The 18,198-nt window shown below is 47.5% G+C and carries 15 protein-coding genes; 3 read left to right on the top strand and 12 right to left on the bottom strand.

The window, feature by feature from the left end; translation table 11 throughout:
* Positions 1–94 precede the first annotated feature (94 nt).
* Together F752_RS25320 and F752_RS25315 are read left to right on the top strand one after the other, a co-directional pair.
* Positions 95–673 (top strand): transposase, encoded by a 579-nt coding sequence (locus F752_RS25320; RefSeq protein WP_017731544.1) that lies wholly within the window; start codon positions 95–97, stop codon positions 671–673.
* Positions 674–681: 8 nt separating this feature from the next.
* Positions 682–1,662 (top strand): transposase, encoded by a 981-nt coding sequence (locus F752_RS25315; protein ID WP_081604545.1) that lies wholly within the window; start codon positions 682–684, stop codon positions 1,660–1,662.
* 217 nt (positions 1,663–1,879) lie between these two features.
* Here F752_RS25315 and F752_RS23840 read toward each other — a convergent pair whose 3' ends face one another.
* The 11 genes from F752_RS23840 to F752_RS23830 all read right to left on the bottom strand — a co-directional run bounded on the left by F752_RS23840 (position 1,880) and on the right by F752_RS23830 (position 15,375).
* Complete coding sequence (locus F752_RS23840; RefSeq protein WP_017731542.1) at positions 1,880–2,113, bottom strand: GIY-YIG nuclease family protein; 234 nt, start codon at positions 2,111–2,113, stop codon at positions 1,880–1,882.
* Positions 2,114–2,414: 301 nt separating this feature from the next.
* Positions 2,415–5,792 (bottom strand): UvrD-helicase domain-containing protein, encoded by a 3,378-nt coding sequence (locus tag F752_RS0109735; RefSeq protein ID WP_017731541.1) that lies wholly within the window; start codon positions 5,790–5,792, stop codon positions 2,415–2,417.
* A 77-nt stretch (positions 5,793–5,869) separates the two neighbouring features.
* Entirely contained in the window at positions 5,870–6,418 is a 549-nt protein-coding gene (locus F752_RS0109730) for a TlpA family protein disulfide reductase (protein WP_017731540.1), read from the bottom strand.
* A gap of 165 nt (positions 6,419–6,583) precedes the next feature.
* Positions 6,584–7,447 (bottom strand): pirin family protein, encoded by an 864-nt coding sequence (locus F752_RS0109725; protein ID WP_017731539.1) that lies wholly within the window; start codon positions 7,445–7,447, stop codon positions 6,584–6,586.
* A 57-nt stretch (positions 7,448–7,504) separates the two neighbouring features.
* Positions 7,505–8,824: a sensor histidine kinase gene (locus F752_RS25310; protein ID WP_017731538.1), complete on the bottom strand. Its 1,320-nt coding sequence runs from the start codon at positions 8,822–8,824 to the stop codon at positions 7,505–7,507.
* A 544-nt stretch (positions 8,825–9,368) separates the two neighbouring features.
* Entirely contained in the window at positions 9,369–10,493 is a 1,125-nt protein-coding gene (locus F752_RS0109715) for an AI-2E family transporter (RefSeq protein ID WP_017731537.1), read from the bottom strand.
* A gap of 222 nt (positions 10,494–10,715) precedes the next feature.
* Positions 10,716–11,003: a hypothetical protein gene (locus F752_RS0109710; protein ID WP_017731536.1), complete on the bottom strand. Its 288-nt coding sequence runs from the start codon at positions 11,001–11,003 to the stop codon at positions 10,716–10,718.
* 202 nt (positions 11,004–11,205) lie between these two features.
* Positions 11,206–11,595, bottom strand: a complete 390-nt coding sequence (gloA2, locus tag F752_RS0109705; RefSeq protein ID WP_017731535.1) for an SMU1112c/YaeR family gloxylase I-like metalloprotein — start codon at positions 11,593–11,595, stop codon at positions 11,206–11,208.
* A 77-nt stretch (positions 11,596–11,672) separates the two neighbouring features.
* Positions 11,673–12,896, bottom strand: a complete 1,224-nt coding sequence (locus tag F752_RS0109700; protein WP_040664507.1) for a multidrug effflux MFS transporter — start codon at positions 12,894–12,896, stop codon at positions 11,673–11,675.
* A gap of 448 nt (positions 12,897–13,344) precedes the next feature.
* The gene (locus tag F752_RS0109695; protein WP_026135641.1) at positions 13,345–13,839 is read right to left on the bottom strand and encodes a GNAT family N-acetyltransferase; all 495 of its coding nucleotides are present in this window, start codon (positions 13,837–13,839) and stop codon (positions 13,345–13,347) included.
* A gap of 90 nt (positions 13,840–13,929) precedes the next feature.
* Positions 13,930–15,375 (bottom strand): pyridoxal phosphate-dependent decarboxylase family protein, encoded by a 1,446-nt coding sequence (locus F752_RS23830; RefSeq protein WP_017731532.1) that lies wholly within the window; start codon positions 15,373–15,375, stop codon positions 13,930–13,932.
* A 474-nt stretch (positions 15,376–15,849) separates the two neighbouring features.
* Here F752_RS23830 and F752_RS0109680 point away from each other — a divergent pair, with 474 nt between their 5' ends.
* A complete protein-coding gene (locus F752_RS0109680; RefSeq protein ID WP_040664506.1) occupies positions 15,850–16,935 on the top strand; it encodes an N-acetylmuramoyl-L-alanine amidase family protein in 1,086 nt (361 codons plus the stop codon).
* Between the two features lie 46 nt (positions 16,936–16,981).
* Here F752_RS0109680 and F752_RS0109675 read toward each other — a convergent pair whose 3' ends face one another.
* Positions 16,982–18,178: a GAF domain-containing sensor histidine kinase gene (locus F752_RS0109675; protein WP_017731530.1), complete on the bottom strand. Its 1,197-nt coding sequence runs from the start codon at positions 18,176–18,178 to the stop codon at positions 16,982–16,984.
* Positions 18,179–18,198: the final 20 nt, after the last annotated feature.

Here is an 18,198-nt window from a genome sequence, read left to right as displayed (position 1 = left end):
CCAACGGCAGTCTGTGCGAGAACTGCCCTCTTTGTGTGAATTTAAAAGTGCAGAAAAAGCATCAACAAACCAATGAAAAGTTGTATTTTCATCTATGGAACATATCGCTGGCAAAGACCGCTTTCAAGCCTTCACCTCCACCCTTGAAGAGCGGATCACATCAGATAATCCGGTAAGGGTGATTGATGCCTTTGTGGAGGTGCTGCCCCTGGAGAAGATGGGTTTCAGGGTAAAGCCTGCCGCTACCGGCCGGCCCTCCTATCATCCTAAACATCTGTTGAAGCTTTACCTCTACGGCTATTACAACCGCATCCGCTCCTCCCGGAAACTGGCCGCAGAATGCGTGCGCAACATTGAACTGCACTGGCTCATCCAGGGCCTTACCCCTGCCTATCATACCATTGCTGATTTCAGAAAAGAGCACCCCCAGGCGCTGAGAAAAGTCTTCAAAGCTTTTGTCTCTTTTCTAAAGGGAGTCGACCTGCTGGAAGGTGATTATGTAGCCATTGACGGCTCTAAATTCCGGGCAGTGAATTCCAAGAAGAACAATTACAATCAGGCAAAGATTGACCGCCACATGGCCTACATCGAAGCCAAAACCAATGAGTATCTCCAGGAGCTGGAACAGCAGGATAGCCAGGAGCATAAGGCGGCCATGGTAAAAAAAAAGTAGCAGAAGCACTGGAGCAACTCAATATCCGCAGGCAGAAATATGAGGCTCTTAAAGAGGCCCTGAAAACCAGTGATGACGGGCAGATTTCCACCACCGATGCAGAGAGCAGAGCTTTAATCCTGCACCGCAATATCGTAGAGGTAAGCTACAACAGCCAGACAGCCGTAGACAGCAAACACAAGCTTATCATCCACTACCAGGCTACCAACAAGAACGACTTCAAAGCCTTATTCCCTGCTGCCCTGGCAGCAAAGCAGGTACTGGGAAAAGTAAGCATCACTGTTTTGGCAGACAAAGGCTATTTTAATGGAGGGCAGCTTAGCCGCTGTGAAGAGAACAGCATTATTACCCTGGTGGCCTTTAAACAAGCTCGCAGGCAAAGTCCCATTCCTACAGATGACTACCTCATCGATAAGTTTACTTATGATAAGGCACAGGACCATTATATCTGCCCACGGGGTGAAGCGCTCAAAACCAATGGCAGTATCTACAAAAAAAGCACCGTCTGCGAGATCAGAAAGAATCCCACTCCCTATACTGTCAAGCATTACAAGACCAAAGCCTGCATGGCATGTGCAGTCAAAGCCCTTTGCACTAACAATAAGTATGGACGCCTTGTGGAACGAAATGAATATACAGAGGTAGTAGGCAGAAACAACCAAAGAGTTATTGAGCAGCAGGAAGTTTACCGCAAAAGACAGGCTATTGTAGAACATCCTTTTGGCACCATCAAACGTGCATGGGGATATACTTACACCCTGCTGAAAGGCCTGGAAAAGGTGGATGGGGAGATGGGACTCATCTTCACAGTCTATAACATTAGGAGAGCTGTGTCCATACTTTCCGTTCCGGAACTGCTAAAGCTACTGAAAAGCAGGGGAAAGGACTGCTGCTGTTGCTTTTATGCAGGATTAAGAGCGAAAATAAGCCTCTCTGCTGAAGATGGGTTTTGGAACAGAGAAAATCAACAGCTAAAAATGGTGGCTTGAGAAAGGCGCTAAAGGAATCACGAAACCTGATTCCCGCCAGCTATTTTCAGAAATATAGTTTTCGCACGGTCTGACGCCATTAAAAAAAAACTTTCATCAACTTCCCTCCAATGCCAATCTTCAGTTCGCAATGACAGCATTTTACCAGCTCTTCCAGTAGATGCTTTTCTCTACGACTCCTCCAGTAAATCCTTCCATTTGGGATTAATGCTTTCAATCAAATCCTTGAACCAGCTTTTATTTGTTTCTCCCGTTCAATGGCCTCTTCTATATGCGAAAACCGCTCGTAATATACCAGCTTTCCTATATGGTAGCGTGCCGTGAATGCACTCTTGCGACTTTTCTCCTTATGTTCAAATACCCGCCTTTCTAAATCATTGGTGAGGCCTGTATACAGTACGGTTTTGTTTTTGTTTGTCAGGATGTACACAAAATAGTTATGGTGTTTCATGCAATTTTTCCTGTGAGGTACTTAAAAAGCCTGTCATTGCGAGGAGGCACGACGCGGCAATCTCCTGAAATTAGCTAAAGAGTCTTTAAGGGCAGGCTCTTTATTGGCTTCTATCCGCCTGAATGGCAGATTGCCACAGGCTCCTCCGTCGCCTTCGCAATGACAGCTTTTAATAAGCCTTTCTTTTCCAGCTCCTTTGCTTCCTATCAACAGATTGCCGCGGTTCGCAAAGCTCCGCTACCAAATACAGCATTTTATAGGCTCCAGTTGCCATTAAAAACCTTTCAAGCTTCAACTTCCTCTATACCACTTCCACCACTTCTCCTGAATCCAGATAAAGCAGATAACCCTTTACCTGCTGGTATTGCATTCCTTTCAGCAGACGGGTATACAGCTTTACCCGTTTATGATGTGCCTCATCAGCTTCGCCGGCTTTAAAGTCGATGGCAATGGCCTCTTTATCGCGGGTGAGGACGCGGTCGGGGCGGGTGATGAAGCCTTCCTTTACCAGGATGGGCAGAGAAGTACGCACCTGCCATTCTTCGCTGAACCAGTGGCCGATGAGCGGCTGCTCGAAATGTGCTTGAATCTTTTGCCGAATTACCTCCTGCTCTTCGCGGCTGATGAGACCTTCGAAATAAACCTCGTCCAATATTCTTGGAAGGTCGGAGCGGTACTCCAGTTTGACTAATACGGTCTGTATGGTTTCGTTCCAGTTAAGGGTGGCCGCACTTTCGCCGCTTTTGGTATAGCTGAGACTGCCGCTTCTTTTCTTTACGGCCAGGCGGTTGCGCCAGCGCTGGCAGAAATAGTGGTCGAGACTTATCTGCTTTACTTCGCTGCTTTCCTCCTTATGCCTGGCCTGCTCCAGTTCGCCGAGACAGAAGGAATGCGTGGCGGCATTCCAGTACTGGCTGAAGTCAAGCTCGTTAACAACCTGCTGACGGAGGGAATCTTCCCCAATACTGATTTGCTCGCTAAGCAGGCGGTAAAGCAGGCCGTTTATCTCCGTGGCTTTGGCAAGGCCGCTCTTCTTTTCAAAAGTCGGCAGGGGCAAACAGGCGAAAAGCGCTTCTTCGGCACGGGTAAAGGCTACATAAAGGAGGTTGAGGTTATCGAGATAGGCCTTCATGAGCTCCCGGTAATAGTCCTGGCGGAAAATTGTTTGCTTAAGCGTGCCGGTATATTTGATGGGCATCACCTCCATTTTGTTGAAAGGCCGTTGCTCAGCTTCTGTCCAGAGAATGTTATTGAACTGAGTGTTATGGTCGAGCTTCCAGTTGCAGTAGGGCATGATTACCGCCTTAAATTGCAGTCCTTTGGAGGTATGGATGGTATAGATGCGAATGGCATCGAGCGACTCGCTGAGCTGCACGGAGGTTTTATAGCCGGTTTCCATCCACCATTCGAGAAAAGCATCGATATCGCCGCGTTCGGTTTTGGTGAAGTGCAGCACCGCATCCTGGAATGCCTGCAGGTAAGCCCATTCCCCCTTTATCTTGTTCAGTTCAAACTCCAGAATGAGGTTTTCCATGAGTTCATAAAGCGGGAGCTTGTTGAGGTAGGTCCGCTTCTCCAGAAAACTCCCGGGCAGAAACTGCTCATACTTATTTTCACGGGCGCCACTGTTGCGGAACAGCTGGTGGAGGTCCTGCGCTTCGTTCTTCCGGATGTAGCGCTGATAGTCGTGTATCATGGCAGCACGGGCCACCACATCCTGCGGATTATTCATATAGCGCAGGATATTCAGGAGCAGGCAAACCGAGGCGGCGCTGTCGAGGAAGAGCGATTCGTTCGACACCACGCGGTAATGATAGGGGCAGTCGGAGCTCTTATTTTCTTCCGCTTCCATCAGGGCATCGGCCAGCTCTTTGCCTTCGCCTTTGGTACGCACGAGCAGGGCCATGTCTTTGAGGCGATAGCCTTTGTCCTGCAGCTTTTCTACCGTGCGGAGCATGTGCTGCCGGGCATGAGCTTTCCATCCCCCCTCCAATTCCTCCTCTTCGTCAGTCTCCTCGACCGCCCCGCTTTTATCCAGAAAGCGGATGTCTACATGGCCACAGCGGGCATCCGGTCCTTTTACGGCCGGAAAATGCTGGAACACATCTTTATAGGCCTCGGCAATCTGGCCTGCATCAAACAGCAGCACCTGCTCTTCGGCTTCATCGCCTATATCTGCCACCTGCTCTATATAAAGCTCCTTTACCATTTCAGCCGCATGGTAAAAGGTCTGGTTGTTAAAAGCGATAATTTCGCGGCAGCTGCGCCAGTTGTGGCTCAGCTCGACGTTCTTCGTCTGTTCCAGCCCAATATCCCTTTCTACCTGGCTGAGTAGCAGCTGCCAGTCGCCTCCCCGCCAGCGATAAATGCTCTGTTTGGTATCGCCCACTACCAGGTTGTAATGGCCGGTGGCAACGCTGTTGGCAACCAGGGGCTTAAAGTTATCCCACTGGAAGCCGCTGGTATCCTGGAATTCGTCGATGAGAAAGTGCTGGTAGGCGCTGCCGGTTTTTTCATAGATAAAGGGCGCCTCATTTTCACCAATAATGTCGCGGAGAAAGACGGAGGCATCGGAAATGAGCATGAGGTCGTGCTCTTCGCGGTACTGCCGGAGCTTATCGGTAAGGCTGGCCAGAATGCCGAAGGTATAGACGAAGCGCAGCACCTGTTTGGCGGTGTTGTATTTGGTGTACTCGGTATCAAAGAGGTCCAGCGCCTGCCCGAGTTTCTCATTGAGGCCACCCAATACAGCCGCTTCTATTACTTCCTTCTTTTTAGAGGTTTTGGTATACCACTTTTCTACCTCATGCAGCGCATTTCGGGCCCGGGTGCCTGGCTCATACTTTCCCTTATCGGGCAGAATGTTCAGGAAATAGCCGGCCACACCGGAAGTGCCGGAGCTGAAATCGCCTACTTCGAGCCTATAATTGTCCATAATATGAAGTGCCTCCTCCCCAATGGTTTTCATGCGGTGCTCGAAACTTTCGCGCAGTTCTTTGAGCTGCTTCAGGAAGAACAGGAAGCGGTTGGGGTCGCGGGCTATTTCCTGCAGCTTGCGTTCGTGCCGCTTAAAGTCTTCGCGGAAAATTTCATTGGCCAGGTTTTTAATATCCTGGCGGATGTCCCAGGTATATCCTTCATCGACCCGGTCGGTTGCATACTGAATGAGCCACTCCCGCAGGTGGCGGTCTTTCTCCACATCTTTCAGCAAAAGGTCAATCAGGTCTTCGAGCACCTTGTCCTGCTCCAGTTCTACCTTAAAACCGGCCTGTAGTCCCACCTCACGTGCAAAGGCGCGGATTACGGTCTGGAAAAAGCTGTCGATGGTGCTGACAGCAAAATAGGAGTAGTTGTGGAGGATGGCGGAAAGCACCTTTTGTGCACGCTCCTGCAATTCATCCGGTGGGAGGCTGGTTGCTTCCTGCAGCTCTCCCTGTATAGGGGTTTTTTTGCCTTCGGCCAGCTCGTGCAGGGTTTCAATGATTCGGGTTTTCATTTCCTGCGTCGCCTTATTGGTAAAGGTTACGGCCAGGATGGAGCGGAAATACTGGGGCGCCCGCAGGGCCAGCGTGAGGTATTCACGGGTGAGGGTATAGGTTTTGCCCGAACCGGCGGAGGAACGGTAAATAACGAAGTTTTTCGGACCGGGGGTGCTATCGGGAAAAAGGCTGCCTTGCATACCTTCGAAGATACACAAAATGCAGCAAAGCCTGCAAGGAAAAATGGGTGTTGTGTAGAAGCTTGCCTGCAGTAATGCTACAGCTGCTCCTGAATTTTGTTTCTGTAGTGCTCGTACATTTCCTCAAAGTCGATGGCAGCGGTAAAGTTTTCCAGAATTTCACCTTTCCCGTTCACGAGCATATGGGTAGTAAAGGCCTTGATGCCTAGCTGACTTTCCAGTTCCTCGGGACTTTCCAGGCTCAGTAGTTTATAGCCGAAATTGCCATTTTCCTGCACATAGGCCTGAACCTCTTCTTCCGGTGAGGCTACAAAGCTGATAAAGGCTATGTTTGGCTGGTCTTTGAACTCCTTTTGCAGCTTCCGGAGATAGTCGGCCTCGGCTGCCATTGCACCTGAGCCTACATACCAGAAATGCAGTACATACAGCTTTTTGGCTTCTGCTGAATTTTTAATCTTTTCAGTAATTTCCTCAGGCAGCTGGCTGCCTATGGCCGGACCGGTAAACTGAGAAGTGGCCTCCATCCATTCTACGGCATGTTCCTGCTGGCTGGAGAATGATATATCCTGTGCCGGGGCTATAAAAGAATAGCAGAAAAGAAGCGCGAAAATGAATCTGTTTTTCATAAAGGGATAAGGTTGGCCGTCTACTCCAGGATATGTTTAGGGAAGGCTGGAAGTAGCTGATTTTTTCTTTTTACGGCCGCCTATGCGCTAAAGTTGCTTTGGGAGAAAAATAAAAAAGAGCAGTGGTTGCTGCTCTTGCTGTTGTTATTAGATAATGTAGGGGAATTACTCCTGCCATACGCCCATTTTGCCCGACTGGTAATCGAGCATGGCCTGCCGGATTTCCTGCTGATTGTTCATGACGAACGGGCCATGAGCGACTACGGGTTCATTGAAAGGCTCGGCATGCCCCAGGAGCAGGATAGCATCCTCCAGTGCTTCAATTAGAAGTTGGTCGCCTTCATAGGCAAACTCCACCAGCTGGCGCTGCCCGGCTTCCTGTTCGCCGTTGATTTTCAACTTGCCCTGCACCACGTAAAAGAAAATGGTGTGCTCAGCGGGTATTTCGAGCGAAAGCTTACCGCCATTCTTAAAATCGATGCGGCTGATATTTAAATCAGTAAGGGATTCCACGGCTCCTTTTTCTCCTTTCCATTCACCGGAAATCAGCTGCATGCTTACCTTTCCTTCATCCTGGCTCAGGCGAGGAATCTGGCCTTCCTGCAGACCGTAATAGCGGGGCCTGGTCATTTTGAATTTAGCCAGGAGGTTCATCCAGAGTTGCAGAATTTCCTCACGCCCCCCCTTCTTTTTAAATTCTTCCGAAGAAACTTCAGAATGAATCAGGCCGCTGCCGGCCGTCATCCACTGGATGCCTCCTGCCTGGATAACATCCTTGCCGCCCCCGGTATCCTGGTGCACTACATCGCCATCAATAACGAAAGTAAGGGTTTCGAAGCCCCGGTGAGGGTGTGGACCAAAGGGAAGGCCTGAATTATTTGGCGGGAAATCCTGTGGGCCGTGGTGGTTCAGGAACAGGAAGGGATCGAGGTATTCGACTTCGCGGGTGGGCAGGGCCCTCCAGGTGTCGAGGCCCTCCATATGGGCGGGAACGGCCTGGTGTATCTTTTTTATTTTCCGATTAGGCATATGCTTCTGTCTTTTTAAGAGGACTAAACTTAGTTAAAAATGTTTAATGTTTAAACATTATACCTTTGCTTGTTTAGGCTTCTGCTCAGGGAGTAGTCCGGAAGGTGGGGACAGGGGGGCGGGAAGTGTAAAGGAGAAGGTGCTGCCCCTGCCTTTTTCGCTTTTTACCCAAATGGATCCTTTATTGTAAGTTATCATTTCTTTGCATAGCATCAATCCTAAGCCTGTTCCTACCTCACCTTTAGTTCCCCTGCTGTTGAGGGGCTTAAACGAGCGAAAAAGCTTATTTACCTTCTCTTCATCTATTCCTACACCGGTGTCGGATATATGGATGGTCACCTGATTATTATTTTGGCTACCATCTACAGTAATAATACCACCATCGGGAGTAAATTTTATAGCATTGTTCATGAGATTACGGATGACCAGCGCAATATTGTTAGGGTCGGCATAGCCGTGGGTTTGGGGAGGTACTTTGTTCAGAAGAGAGATACTTTTAAATCGCGCGGCCTCCGTGAATAGTTTCATTTCCCCTTCTATCAGTTCATAAAGGTTGAAGCGTACAGGAAGCGGGTGGAAACCCTTCATCTGTGAAACCGACCACTGAAGGAGGTTGTCGAGGGCATAGGAAAGGTGCTCGGTATTTCTGTACAAATGGCTGGTTAGTTGCCTGAACTCTGCCTGGCTGATGTTTTTACTGTTAAAAAGTTGCAGCAGGCCTTTTAAGGAACTGATAGGACTTCTAAGGTCATGACCAATAATACTTAAAATTTTATTTTTAGTATTGTTCAGGTCGAGCAGCTCTTTCTGGTATTGCCGGTTAAGGTTGAAGATAAAGTTAATGAAAATGGCTGTGAGGGAAAGGCTAATGAGCAAGTTGACCGCAAATACAGAAGAAACTATTTCGTGGGAGTAAGGAAGGAGAGGAAGATGAATATCAGTATAGATAAGTATAAAACTGGTAATGACAAGGGAGATAATAAGGTGGACGTACAGGTTTTTCTGGCCGTAAAAGAAGATGAAAATAAGCAGGATGGTAGGGATCAGGATAAATAAGATACCGCTTTCTCTTCCTCGAATGACCGAAATAGTAAGTAGCATGCTGTACAAGAGGATAAGCAGGCTGTGGCGGGCCAGTTTAAAGTAACCAATTTTGTTAAAGGCCAGCGCAACAGGAAAAAAAAGGGAATTGAAGAAAAGTATTGATATGGTGTGCTGGTTGTACAAAGCCAGCGGAACAAAGATGAGATTTACGATTAGGATAACAACAAGGGCTGCTTTATTGGTTAGCTTTACCAGGCCTTTTTCATAGGTGCTCAGCTTTGGATTTACACCAGTTTTTACTACATAATCGAAGCAGTATTTTAGTACATTCATTGTAGTTCCGCTATTACGCTTTCAGGGAAAGGGGTAATCTTATAGAAATAAATTTACTTTTTATTTTTAACAATTCAGAAGCAGATGTACCTCTGAAACGGAAAAAATGTCTCCTTGTATATAAAGTGTTTGATCATTCCTTAAATTAAAAGAATAACATTGACCTAAAAGGCATAAGGCTCTTTTTAAAATTGGTTACTTTCAGTGGAAGTGCCAGCCAGCGCAAGACATTTGTTGGTCCAGTCTAAACAGCTAAGCCATTACAGGCGCATGAGCAGCCCTCAGACCTGGCCTAGGGGAGTAAGTGTTTGCAGAGCAGAAGTAGTTAAAGAGTTAAAACTACAAATGAAAACTAATGGCTGGTTTTAAAAGAGTTTCTTCTCCGAAGGTAGATTTTTTAGTAGGGGAGTGAGTATTCTCAGGCCCCGGAGTAAATCAATCCAGTACGCCCTATAATGGTTGCTTCTGTAGCTTTTTCGCTCAAGCTTAATGTAAAATAAGGAAGTCTGCCACAGAATGGTGGTTCCTGTGGCAAGCCAGGCTGTTAACTGCCATTTTTTGCCTGTAACTCTACATCCGGATCTCCTAAAATATCCTGCAGGTAAATCATTTTTACAAATACCATGAGGAGTACCAGAATTGGAACTGTAAGTATAATACCCAGTACGCCTGCCACAACCCCTAATAAAACCTGTCCTAATAATATAAAAGCAGGAGGAACAGATACCTGGTGCTGCTGAATAAGCGGTAAGAGAAGATTACTTTCTATTAACTGGATGCTGTTATACAATATAAAAACATAGAGCACGCTTTTCGGCCCTTCTAAATAAGCTATCAGGAGGGCCGGAATAAGTGCAATGATGGGGCCAAGGTTTGGGATAAAAGAAATAAGCCCTGCAATTACACCCAGTGCAATTGGTAAAGGAATGTCTAATAACCAAAGTCCAAAGGTGGTAAGAGCAGCCACTACAAACATATCGAAAAGCTTCCCAGCCAGCCATGACTTTAAAGTTCTGTACTGATAAGTGAGCAGCAGGGCAACCCGGGGGCGACGGTCGACCGGAAAAAGCTTCACAATAACCCTTTTGTAGAGGTGGGGATCGGCAAGCAGAAAAAAACCTACTACTATAACAATGAAAACATCGGCCAGGAAGCCAAAAAGAGAAGAAAAGAAACTGGCAACCAGGTTTTGAAGAGTACCTCCATTCTTCATAATTATTTCCTGAGGGCTTTCCAGTTCCTGAACCAGTCTCCGGCCCAGGGAGGTTTGAACTAACTCTTCTTTGATGTTATTGATGGCTTCCGGAATTTTTTTTTCGAACTGAGAAAATTCTTCGATAAAGCTGGGAAATACCAGCCAGCCAAGGCCAGTCATTACGCCCAGGACCAGTATTACAGACAGTAGGGTAGCCCAATGGTGTTTAATGCAGGTTTTGCTACAAATCCAGTCGGCCGGTCCCCTAAACAGCACGGCCCATATTACAGCTGTAATCCCCAGCAACACTACCTGAAATGCCTCTACCAGTAATTCAAACAGACCAAGGGCAGCAAATACCAATACAATGGCAATGACAAGTTTAACGATAAAGGTTTTACTTATATGAGGCGATTTTTCAATGATACTTTGCTGATCGTCCATAAAAAGAGGGTAGTGAAAAAACAGATTCATTTAAACAACCTGCTTCAGCAGAAATGGTTGAGCAGAATTACCTCCCGGAGTCCTCTTCATCTTAAATAAAGTATATATCAATCACCACTTTTTCCCTCTCTGGCGAAGAGAATTACTCAGCCTGGATTAACGGGAGGTATGTCTGGAGAAATTTCCCGGCGGTTCAATTAAAACCTCCGGAGCATTACTGTGCCCGACCTTTCAAGGGATGCCTGATCATTCTTAATCATTTTTCGAAATGATGTGGCTGAGTACATCGTAGTACTCCTCTTCAATGTCTTTCTGGATTTCGTTGAGCTGCTCGTCCAGTTTTTCCTCAATTAATTCTTTGTCTTCCAGAGGGCTCCCTTTGAGCATTTCCTTAAGGGCAATCTGGTTACGCATAACCGATTCAAGATATTTTCCATTTCGGATGGAGTACTGCAGGAGCGTGGCCAGGAAAGATCCTATATCAATATTGTAATCATCGCCCAGGTTATCGAGTAGGTTATCTATATCTTTATCTTTCATATTTCTATACTGATGTTTTTGTGTTTTCTGCCCTGAAAGGAGCCTGAAGCAGGTGTAAAATAGTAAGTATTTCTGCTTTTATAAAGTTATAAGGGCAGGAGAAAATTTATTCAGGTATTTCCTTTTTAGCAACAGAAAACTGCTTCATCGGCCTGCCGGTTTAATCCTGCTTACTCCAAAAAAAGGTGCAGCACTCGCTTTGCTATTCTTCATATAACTCAATGGGAAGCCCGTCGGGATCGGAGAAAAAAGTAAAGCGCTTGCCCGTATATTCATCGGTTCGAACAGCTTCTGTTTTTACTCCTTTCAGGGCTAAGGCCGATACAGTCGCCTCTATGTCCGCCACGGCAAAAGCCAGGTGTCGCAATCCTCTGGCTTCGGGGCGGGAAGGTCTTTCCGGAGGGTTCGGAAAAGAGAATAGCTCCAACAGGTAATTGCCGTTAAGCCCCAGGTCGAGCTTATAAGAATCTCTTTTCTCCCGATATACCTCCTGCAGTATTTCCAGCCCTAATACCTCTGTATAAAAAGCTTTCGACCGCTGGTAATCCGAGCATATAAGGGCGACGTGGTGTAGGTGACGAAGGGCGAGCATAAAGTTAAGAGTTCAGGTTAATGTTCAAATTAGCAGCAGGAGAGGCAAGCCTCCTGTAAAATAAGGGCCAGTTCCTGTTAATGGGCACCGGCCATCCGTGTCTCGGCCAGTGCTTCTTTTTTAGCGCTTCTTCTACGTACCAGCAGGGCTATCAGTGCAATGCATGCGCTGCCGGCCATGACCAGCGCCATTGGGAGGGGGGTGCCATCGTGCAGGGAGCTTACGACTGCCGACGCGAGAGCACCGGCAATCATCTGCAAACTTCCCAGCATGGCCGAGGCGCTACCGATATAGCGGGTAAAGGGTTCCAGGGTAAGGGCGGTAGTATTAGGTGCCAGAAAACCCAGGAAGAACAGGAAAGAGAATATAAGCACAAAAGTGCCTGTGGCACTTAACAGCCCCAGCAGGCTGCCGCCAGCTAACAGAAGGCCCACCACGCTCAGGCAAAAACCAGTACGCAGGGCTACATATGAAGGGCTCCTTTTTTTCAGCCAGAGCCTGTTTAGTTGCGAACCGGCAATAAAGCCAAAAGCGTTGAGGCCGAACAGCCAGCCGTAAAGCGTTTCTGAAAGTGCAAAATATTCCATAAACACAAAAGGAGAACCTGAAATGTAGGCAAACATACCGGCAAAAGAAATACTACCGGCAAGGGCATAGCTGGTAAAAGAGGGTTCTTTAAAAACCTGCATGTATTCTTTAAACACCTTGCTGGGCTTAAGCGAAACGGTAGGGTCCGGCACCTTGCTTTCAGGTAATAACCGGCTTATCATCAGTAGCATGGCACCGCCAATTATAGCCAGTAGGTAGAAAATGTAGCGCCAGCCAAAGGCAGCTGTTACGTACCCTCCTAAAGTGGGGGCAATAATGGGAGCTACTCCCATAACCAGAATCAGGGAAGAGAAGACTTTTGCAGTTTCGGCAGGAGGGAAGAGGTCGCGGACCACCGCCCTGCCAGCCACCATGCCTACGCAACCACCCAGGGCCAGTAGCAGGCGAAGGCCTATCAGCCAGTATACATCCGGCGAAAGTGCACAGCCTACGGCGGCGGCCATATAAAGGAGCAGGCCAACGGACAAGGGCTTTTTGCGGCCAAAGCGGTCGATGAGCGGACCGTAAATAATCTGCCCGACTGAAATGCCGATAAAGTAGCTGGTAAGGGAAAGTCCTACATGCGCGATATCCGTTTCAAGATCGGCAGCAATGGCCGGAAAGCCCGGCAGGTACATATCAATGGAAAACGGGCCAATAGCGGCCAGGGCTCCGAGGGTAATAATAATGGTGTTTCTTTGTTGCTGATTCACTAACTGATTTTTAATATTTTGTGTGCTTCTGAAAAAGCACAATCTTTCTGAGCAGGATTCGTCCTTACCTGGCTTTTTCATCCTTAACACACCTACGGCAGGAAAGGAACAAAGGTAGGAGACTGAAAACTTGTCGTCCGCTAACAAAGCTTCCCTTGTTTTCGGATCAAGCAAACTGAAGAGGAAAAGTACTTCCTGCGGCTGAAGAAAGAAGAGTCTACATCACAATTGTTAATTTCTCCTTCCAAAACCATAGCGTCTAATCCTGCTTCTTCCTTTTTTATATCCGCCCTTCTTTTAATGAAGGGCCAGTGGGAGACTATTTGCTATTATGCAATATAAATGTTTAAACACTAATGTCAGGGAAAAAAGTTTGCTTTATTACAGTTTGGTGCTTGTGAAATGGAGCGGGAGTAAGTGTATATTTCGGGAGGTAAACTTCTGCTCTTTAAAGCGGCATTCGCATTACATAATCATTCATCCAGTAGGGCCCGATAGGGATGTCTTCTTCGTAAGCGACTCTAAAGCCTACTTTTTCATAAAATTTTCTGGCTTTATTGTAACGGTTTACATTCAGCTCCAAAAACTGTGCTCCTGCTTTACGGGCTCTGGCAGAAACTGCTTGTACAAGCATCTTTCCAAATCCTTTGCCCTGCGTTTCGGGCAGGCAGTAAAGCTTATGGAGTTTATATACCTCCGGCTTATCTTCCCGGGGCGCGAAGGAGGCAAAACCAGTTGGGTACCCGTCTTCCAGCAGAAGGAGGTAAGACTGACCGCCGCTTTTTAGCTGTGCCCGAATGTTTTCTTTGGCATAGAGCGTATCCAGCATATAGCGGATTTGCCCCGCCTCTAAAATTTCATTGTAGGCCGGCCACCAGGTTTTCTCCGCTATTTCCCGAATAGCAGGGATATCGGCTTCAGAAGCAGGAATAATCTCTGTCATGCTGCAAAAGTAAGAAAAAGAGTACGGAGGAAGGAAAAACCTCATCTTTTTGGTCCTGTTCAGGCTCTCCTTCCATTCTGGAGAAGGGTGCTAAATATCCTTCTTCATTAAATCAGCAGCCTTCTTTTCTACTTCCTCCAGCAAATCCTTCAGCTCTTTTTCTGAAGTCAGCGGGTTCATAAGAGATACCCGCAGGTAAAGTTCTCCATTGAGAATGGTTTGCACGATATAGAAGTGCCCTTCCTCCAGAAGTTGCTGCCGGATGGCGGCATTAAAGCGGCTGCTATCCTTTTCTGTTTTATGCCGGAAGCAGACAATATTTGCTTCCGGCTCATAGGCCAGTTCCAGATTTTTATTGTTGCAAATGAGATCCGCAAAGATTTTGGCCAGTCCATACAGCCTTTCTATATTCTCTTTAAAAATTTCATCGCCATAGGTACGGAAAATAGTATAGACATTCAGGGAGGTCATGGCCTTCGTACATTCGAAGCTGCGCTTACCGCCATTATACCACTCTTCCGAATCCTGCTCCGACCACAGGTACTGGGCGCGCTGTGAGAAGGTGCGGTAAGCATCGCTGCCCCGCTTAAAGATAACTGCTGTGGACAGGGATGGGGTGAGCATCATTTTATGAAAGTCCACCACAACCGAATCGGCTTTCTCGATGCCTTTTACCAGGTGTTTATACTGTGGCGAAAAAGCTGCAGGTGCGCCATGGGCGCCATCTATATGGAACCAGAGCTGGTGCTGCTGACAAAAAGCCGCGATGGCTTCTAAATCGTCATACGAGCCGGTGGAGGTAGTGCCGGCACAGCCGACTACTGCAATTACCTGTTTTCCATCGGCCAAAGCCTGCTGGTAGTACTCCTCCAGTAGCTCCGTACGCAGCTGAAACCGCTCATTAACCGGTACTTTAATGATCCCTTCGCTACCAAAACCCATCATCCGCACAGAGCGGTCTATGCAGTAATGCATTTCTTCGGAGATAAGCACCGCAGGCTGTGGCTGGTCCTTATAGCCTTTGCTCCATATGCCCGTAGCCACTGCTCTTGCAGCTAACAGGGCGGTAAGATTTCCCAGGGAGCCTCCGGAGGTAATAAAACCCGAGGCTTCGGCCCCGAAACCCAATACTCCGGCCAAATGCTCGGTCAGAACCTTCTCCAGGGTATTACCTACCATACCCATTTCATATACCCCCATGCCCTGGTTGAGCATGGTTGTGACCGCTGTGCTTAACACACTCAGCGGGAGGGTAGGCAGGGTCTGGTGTCCAAGGTAGCGCCTGTGGTGCACCTTTACCGACCTGGCCATCGTTTCTTTGAAGAGGGCTAAAGGATCATGGAGAGGGCGCCGGGCAAAATCCTGTTGCCAGTAATCGAGCTGCTTTTCGGGAGCTTGCCACGGAATGGCCAGGCCTTGTTCCTGTTTATTGCTGTTGGTATCGGAAAGGTAATCCGCCAGCATATCGATGAGTGCATGTCCCTGCTTGCGGAAGTCTTCTGCGGAAAATGCCTGCTCAAATATATTATTACTCATGAATGTTCAAACTTTAATCGTTTGTAAAGGAAGGAAAGCAACGCCAGATTTGCAATTTTTATTTTTAGCCCGGTGGGTTATATAAAAAGTACTTCTGCTTGCCGGAAGCCATTTCTATTCATAAAAGTTCTCCTTACCTGTTTCTGTTTTAAATGAATTTTTAGCCACCTCATTATTCAGTCCATGACAGGGGTTAACGGGAGAAGAATATTTAATAATAACTGCTAAAAAGGAGTCAAGCTATACTTACAACGTTGGCAGGTAGGAAGAATACATCGAAAATGATTCCCCCTTTATCTGGAGGATTTGCGGTTCCGGGAGGAATGGAGCATGTTGGGGTGTGTGCCTCTGCATTCATCTGCCCGCCAGCCTTTGTTTAATATATACTTCTATCTTACTTTCGGTATCCGGAACTTTCACTTCCCGGAAAATTTTAGTAATCTAGCCGGGATAGATCGAGCGGTTGTTGATGTTATGAATTTCTTTAAATATTTCTTTCTTTTTATTCTGTTATTTTCTTCACCCAGCCTTTTTGCCCAGACTGATTCTACAGCAGTGCGGGCAAAAGAAGGAGAGGGGGTATATTCCCTGCTTCGAAGGTTTGGCCTGAATCCGGCGGAGCATCTGCAGGCCTTCCTGGAACTCAATAAGGAAAGGCTGGGAGAGGGAAACAGCCTCCTGTTGCATAAAAGTTACTCCCTCCCTGTTGCTACCACTTCGGCCACAGTGCCGGAAGCAGAAGCTGGCGACAGTGTGGCAGGAGCCGGCGTTCCTGTGGTGGCAGAGGTGCCTGCTGTGGAAATTAAAAAAGAGGCTTCTGTTTTAAATATACCCCTCTTCGGAAAAAATAATGCCCGTGTGGAGGTAAAGGACCAGCAGCTGAAAGGGGCAGTATATTACCTGCTCAGCGGGCATGGTGGACCTGACCCGGGGGCGATTGGCCAGTATGGACCTTACCAGTTAAGTGAAGATGAGTATGCGTATGATGTGACGATTCGCCTGGCACGCCGCCTGATGGAGCATGGGGCAATGGTATATATGATTGTGCAGGATGAAAATGACGGGATTAGAGATGGCAGTATTCTGGAAGCGGACAGGGATGAAACAGATATAAGTGGAGCGCCTATTCCTTACGACCACAACGAAAGGCTACGCCAGCGGGTAAGTAGCATTAATCGATTATATCTTCAGCATAAAGGAGACTACCAGCGGATGGTGGCCATTCATGTCGATAGCCGCAGGCGAAACCAGAATGTAGATGTGTTTTTTTACCACCACCGGAACAGCCCTTCAGGCAAGGCATTGGCAGAAAGGATTCAGGACAGATTTATTACAAATTATGCCCGCCATCAGCCGGACCGGCCTTATGATGGAGATGTGTCGGAAAGGAGCGGACTTTATGTAATCAGGTACAGTCATCCGCCAACAGTTTTTATTGAATTAGGGAATATTGGTAATCAGCGCGACCAGCGTCGATTCGTGCTTGCCGAAAACCGCCAGGCGCTTGCCAACTGGATTTTCGAAGGAATACTGGGCCAGTACAAGGCGGAGCAGCAGTAAGGGAGCAAGGGAGAGGCATTCAATAGATAAACGGAAGGTGCCGGTTTTAAAGAGGGAGTGAAACAAAGAAGGAAGAGCCTTTGTCTTTACCTTCGCTCTCGGCCCACACTTTTCCATTGTGAAGTTCAGAAAGGGTTTTTACAATTGAAAGACCCAGCCCGCTTGAGCGTTCCTTGCCGGTGGGTACAGCGCTCAGTTTAGCAAACTTTGTGAAAAGCTTTTTCATATCACCTTTACTCAGGCCCTGTCCCAGGTCCCGCACTTCTACAATGGCCGCTTTTTCCGTAGTATTTAAGATGATTCGAATGGGGGTTGAAGGGTAGGCGTACTTAATGGCGTTGCTGAGCAGGTTTTCGATTATCTCCTGCATCCTTCCCGGATCGACCTCTACCATTACAGGAGCCTCCGCCTTTAGTTCGATGGTTTGAGACTTCTGGCGGGCCAGAAGCTCAAAATTTCTGATAGCTGCTTTTGCGATGGCGGCAAGATCTACCTCCTCCTTCTGTAGTTTAAAGTTACCGTTTTCAATAAGGGATAAATGCAGCAGGCCCTCCAACCGCTCATTTATATCGCCGGTACATACTTTCATTTTGTCTACCAGCTCTTTTACCTTTTCATTTCCGGCAGCATTTTTTAAAACCAGGTCCGAGAGGAGTGCTATATTAGCGGCAGGTCCTTTTAAATCATGTACAGCCATATTCATGAGGTCGGTTTGGATACGGATGGCTCGCCTTGCCATCATCCGCTGTTCCAGCTCATCGACTACTACGGTGGAGAGCCTCTCCAGCATTTTCATTTGCTTGTCAGTGGCTGTTCGGGGTACGGAATCGGTTACACAAATTGTACCCAGCTGGTAGCCATCGCTGGTTTTTAAGGGAGCGCCGGCATAAAACCGCATGCCCCCATCGCAGGCTACATACGGACTTTCCAGCAGGTCGGGTACTTGGTGAGTATCTTCGAAAACAGTAGACTGGTCTTCCAGAATGGCTAATGAGCAGAGGCTGTCTTGTCTTTTTATTTCATTGCCCTCAAGGGTACTAAGATTGGACTTAAAGAAAACCCGGTCATGGTCAACAAAGGTGATAAAAGCACCGGGCGTATCAAATATTTCAGCAGCCAGCTGGGCAAGAGAATCGAAGGTGGTTTCAGCGGGCGTGTCCAGTATCTCCAGCCGGTACAGTTTCTTTAGTCTTTCCGGGTCGTTTTGAGGAATGATAGAAGCAGGCTTTCGGTAGATACTCATGCAGGTAAAAAATTCTTGTT

It is taken from the genome of Nafulsella turpanensis ZLM-10 (assembly GCF_000346615.1).
Lineage (GTDB): Bacteria > Bacteroidota > Bacteroidia > Cytophagales > Cyclobacteriaceae > Nafulsella > Nafulsella turpanensis.
This window is presented reverse-complemented; position numbering and strand designations above follow the sequence as displayed.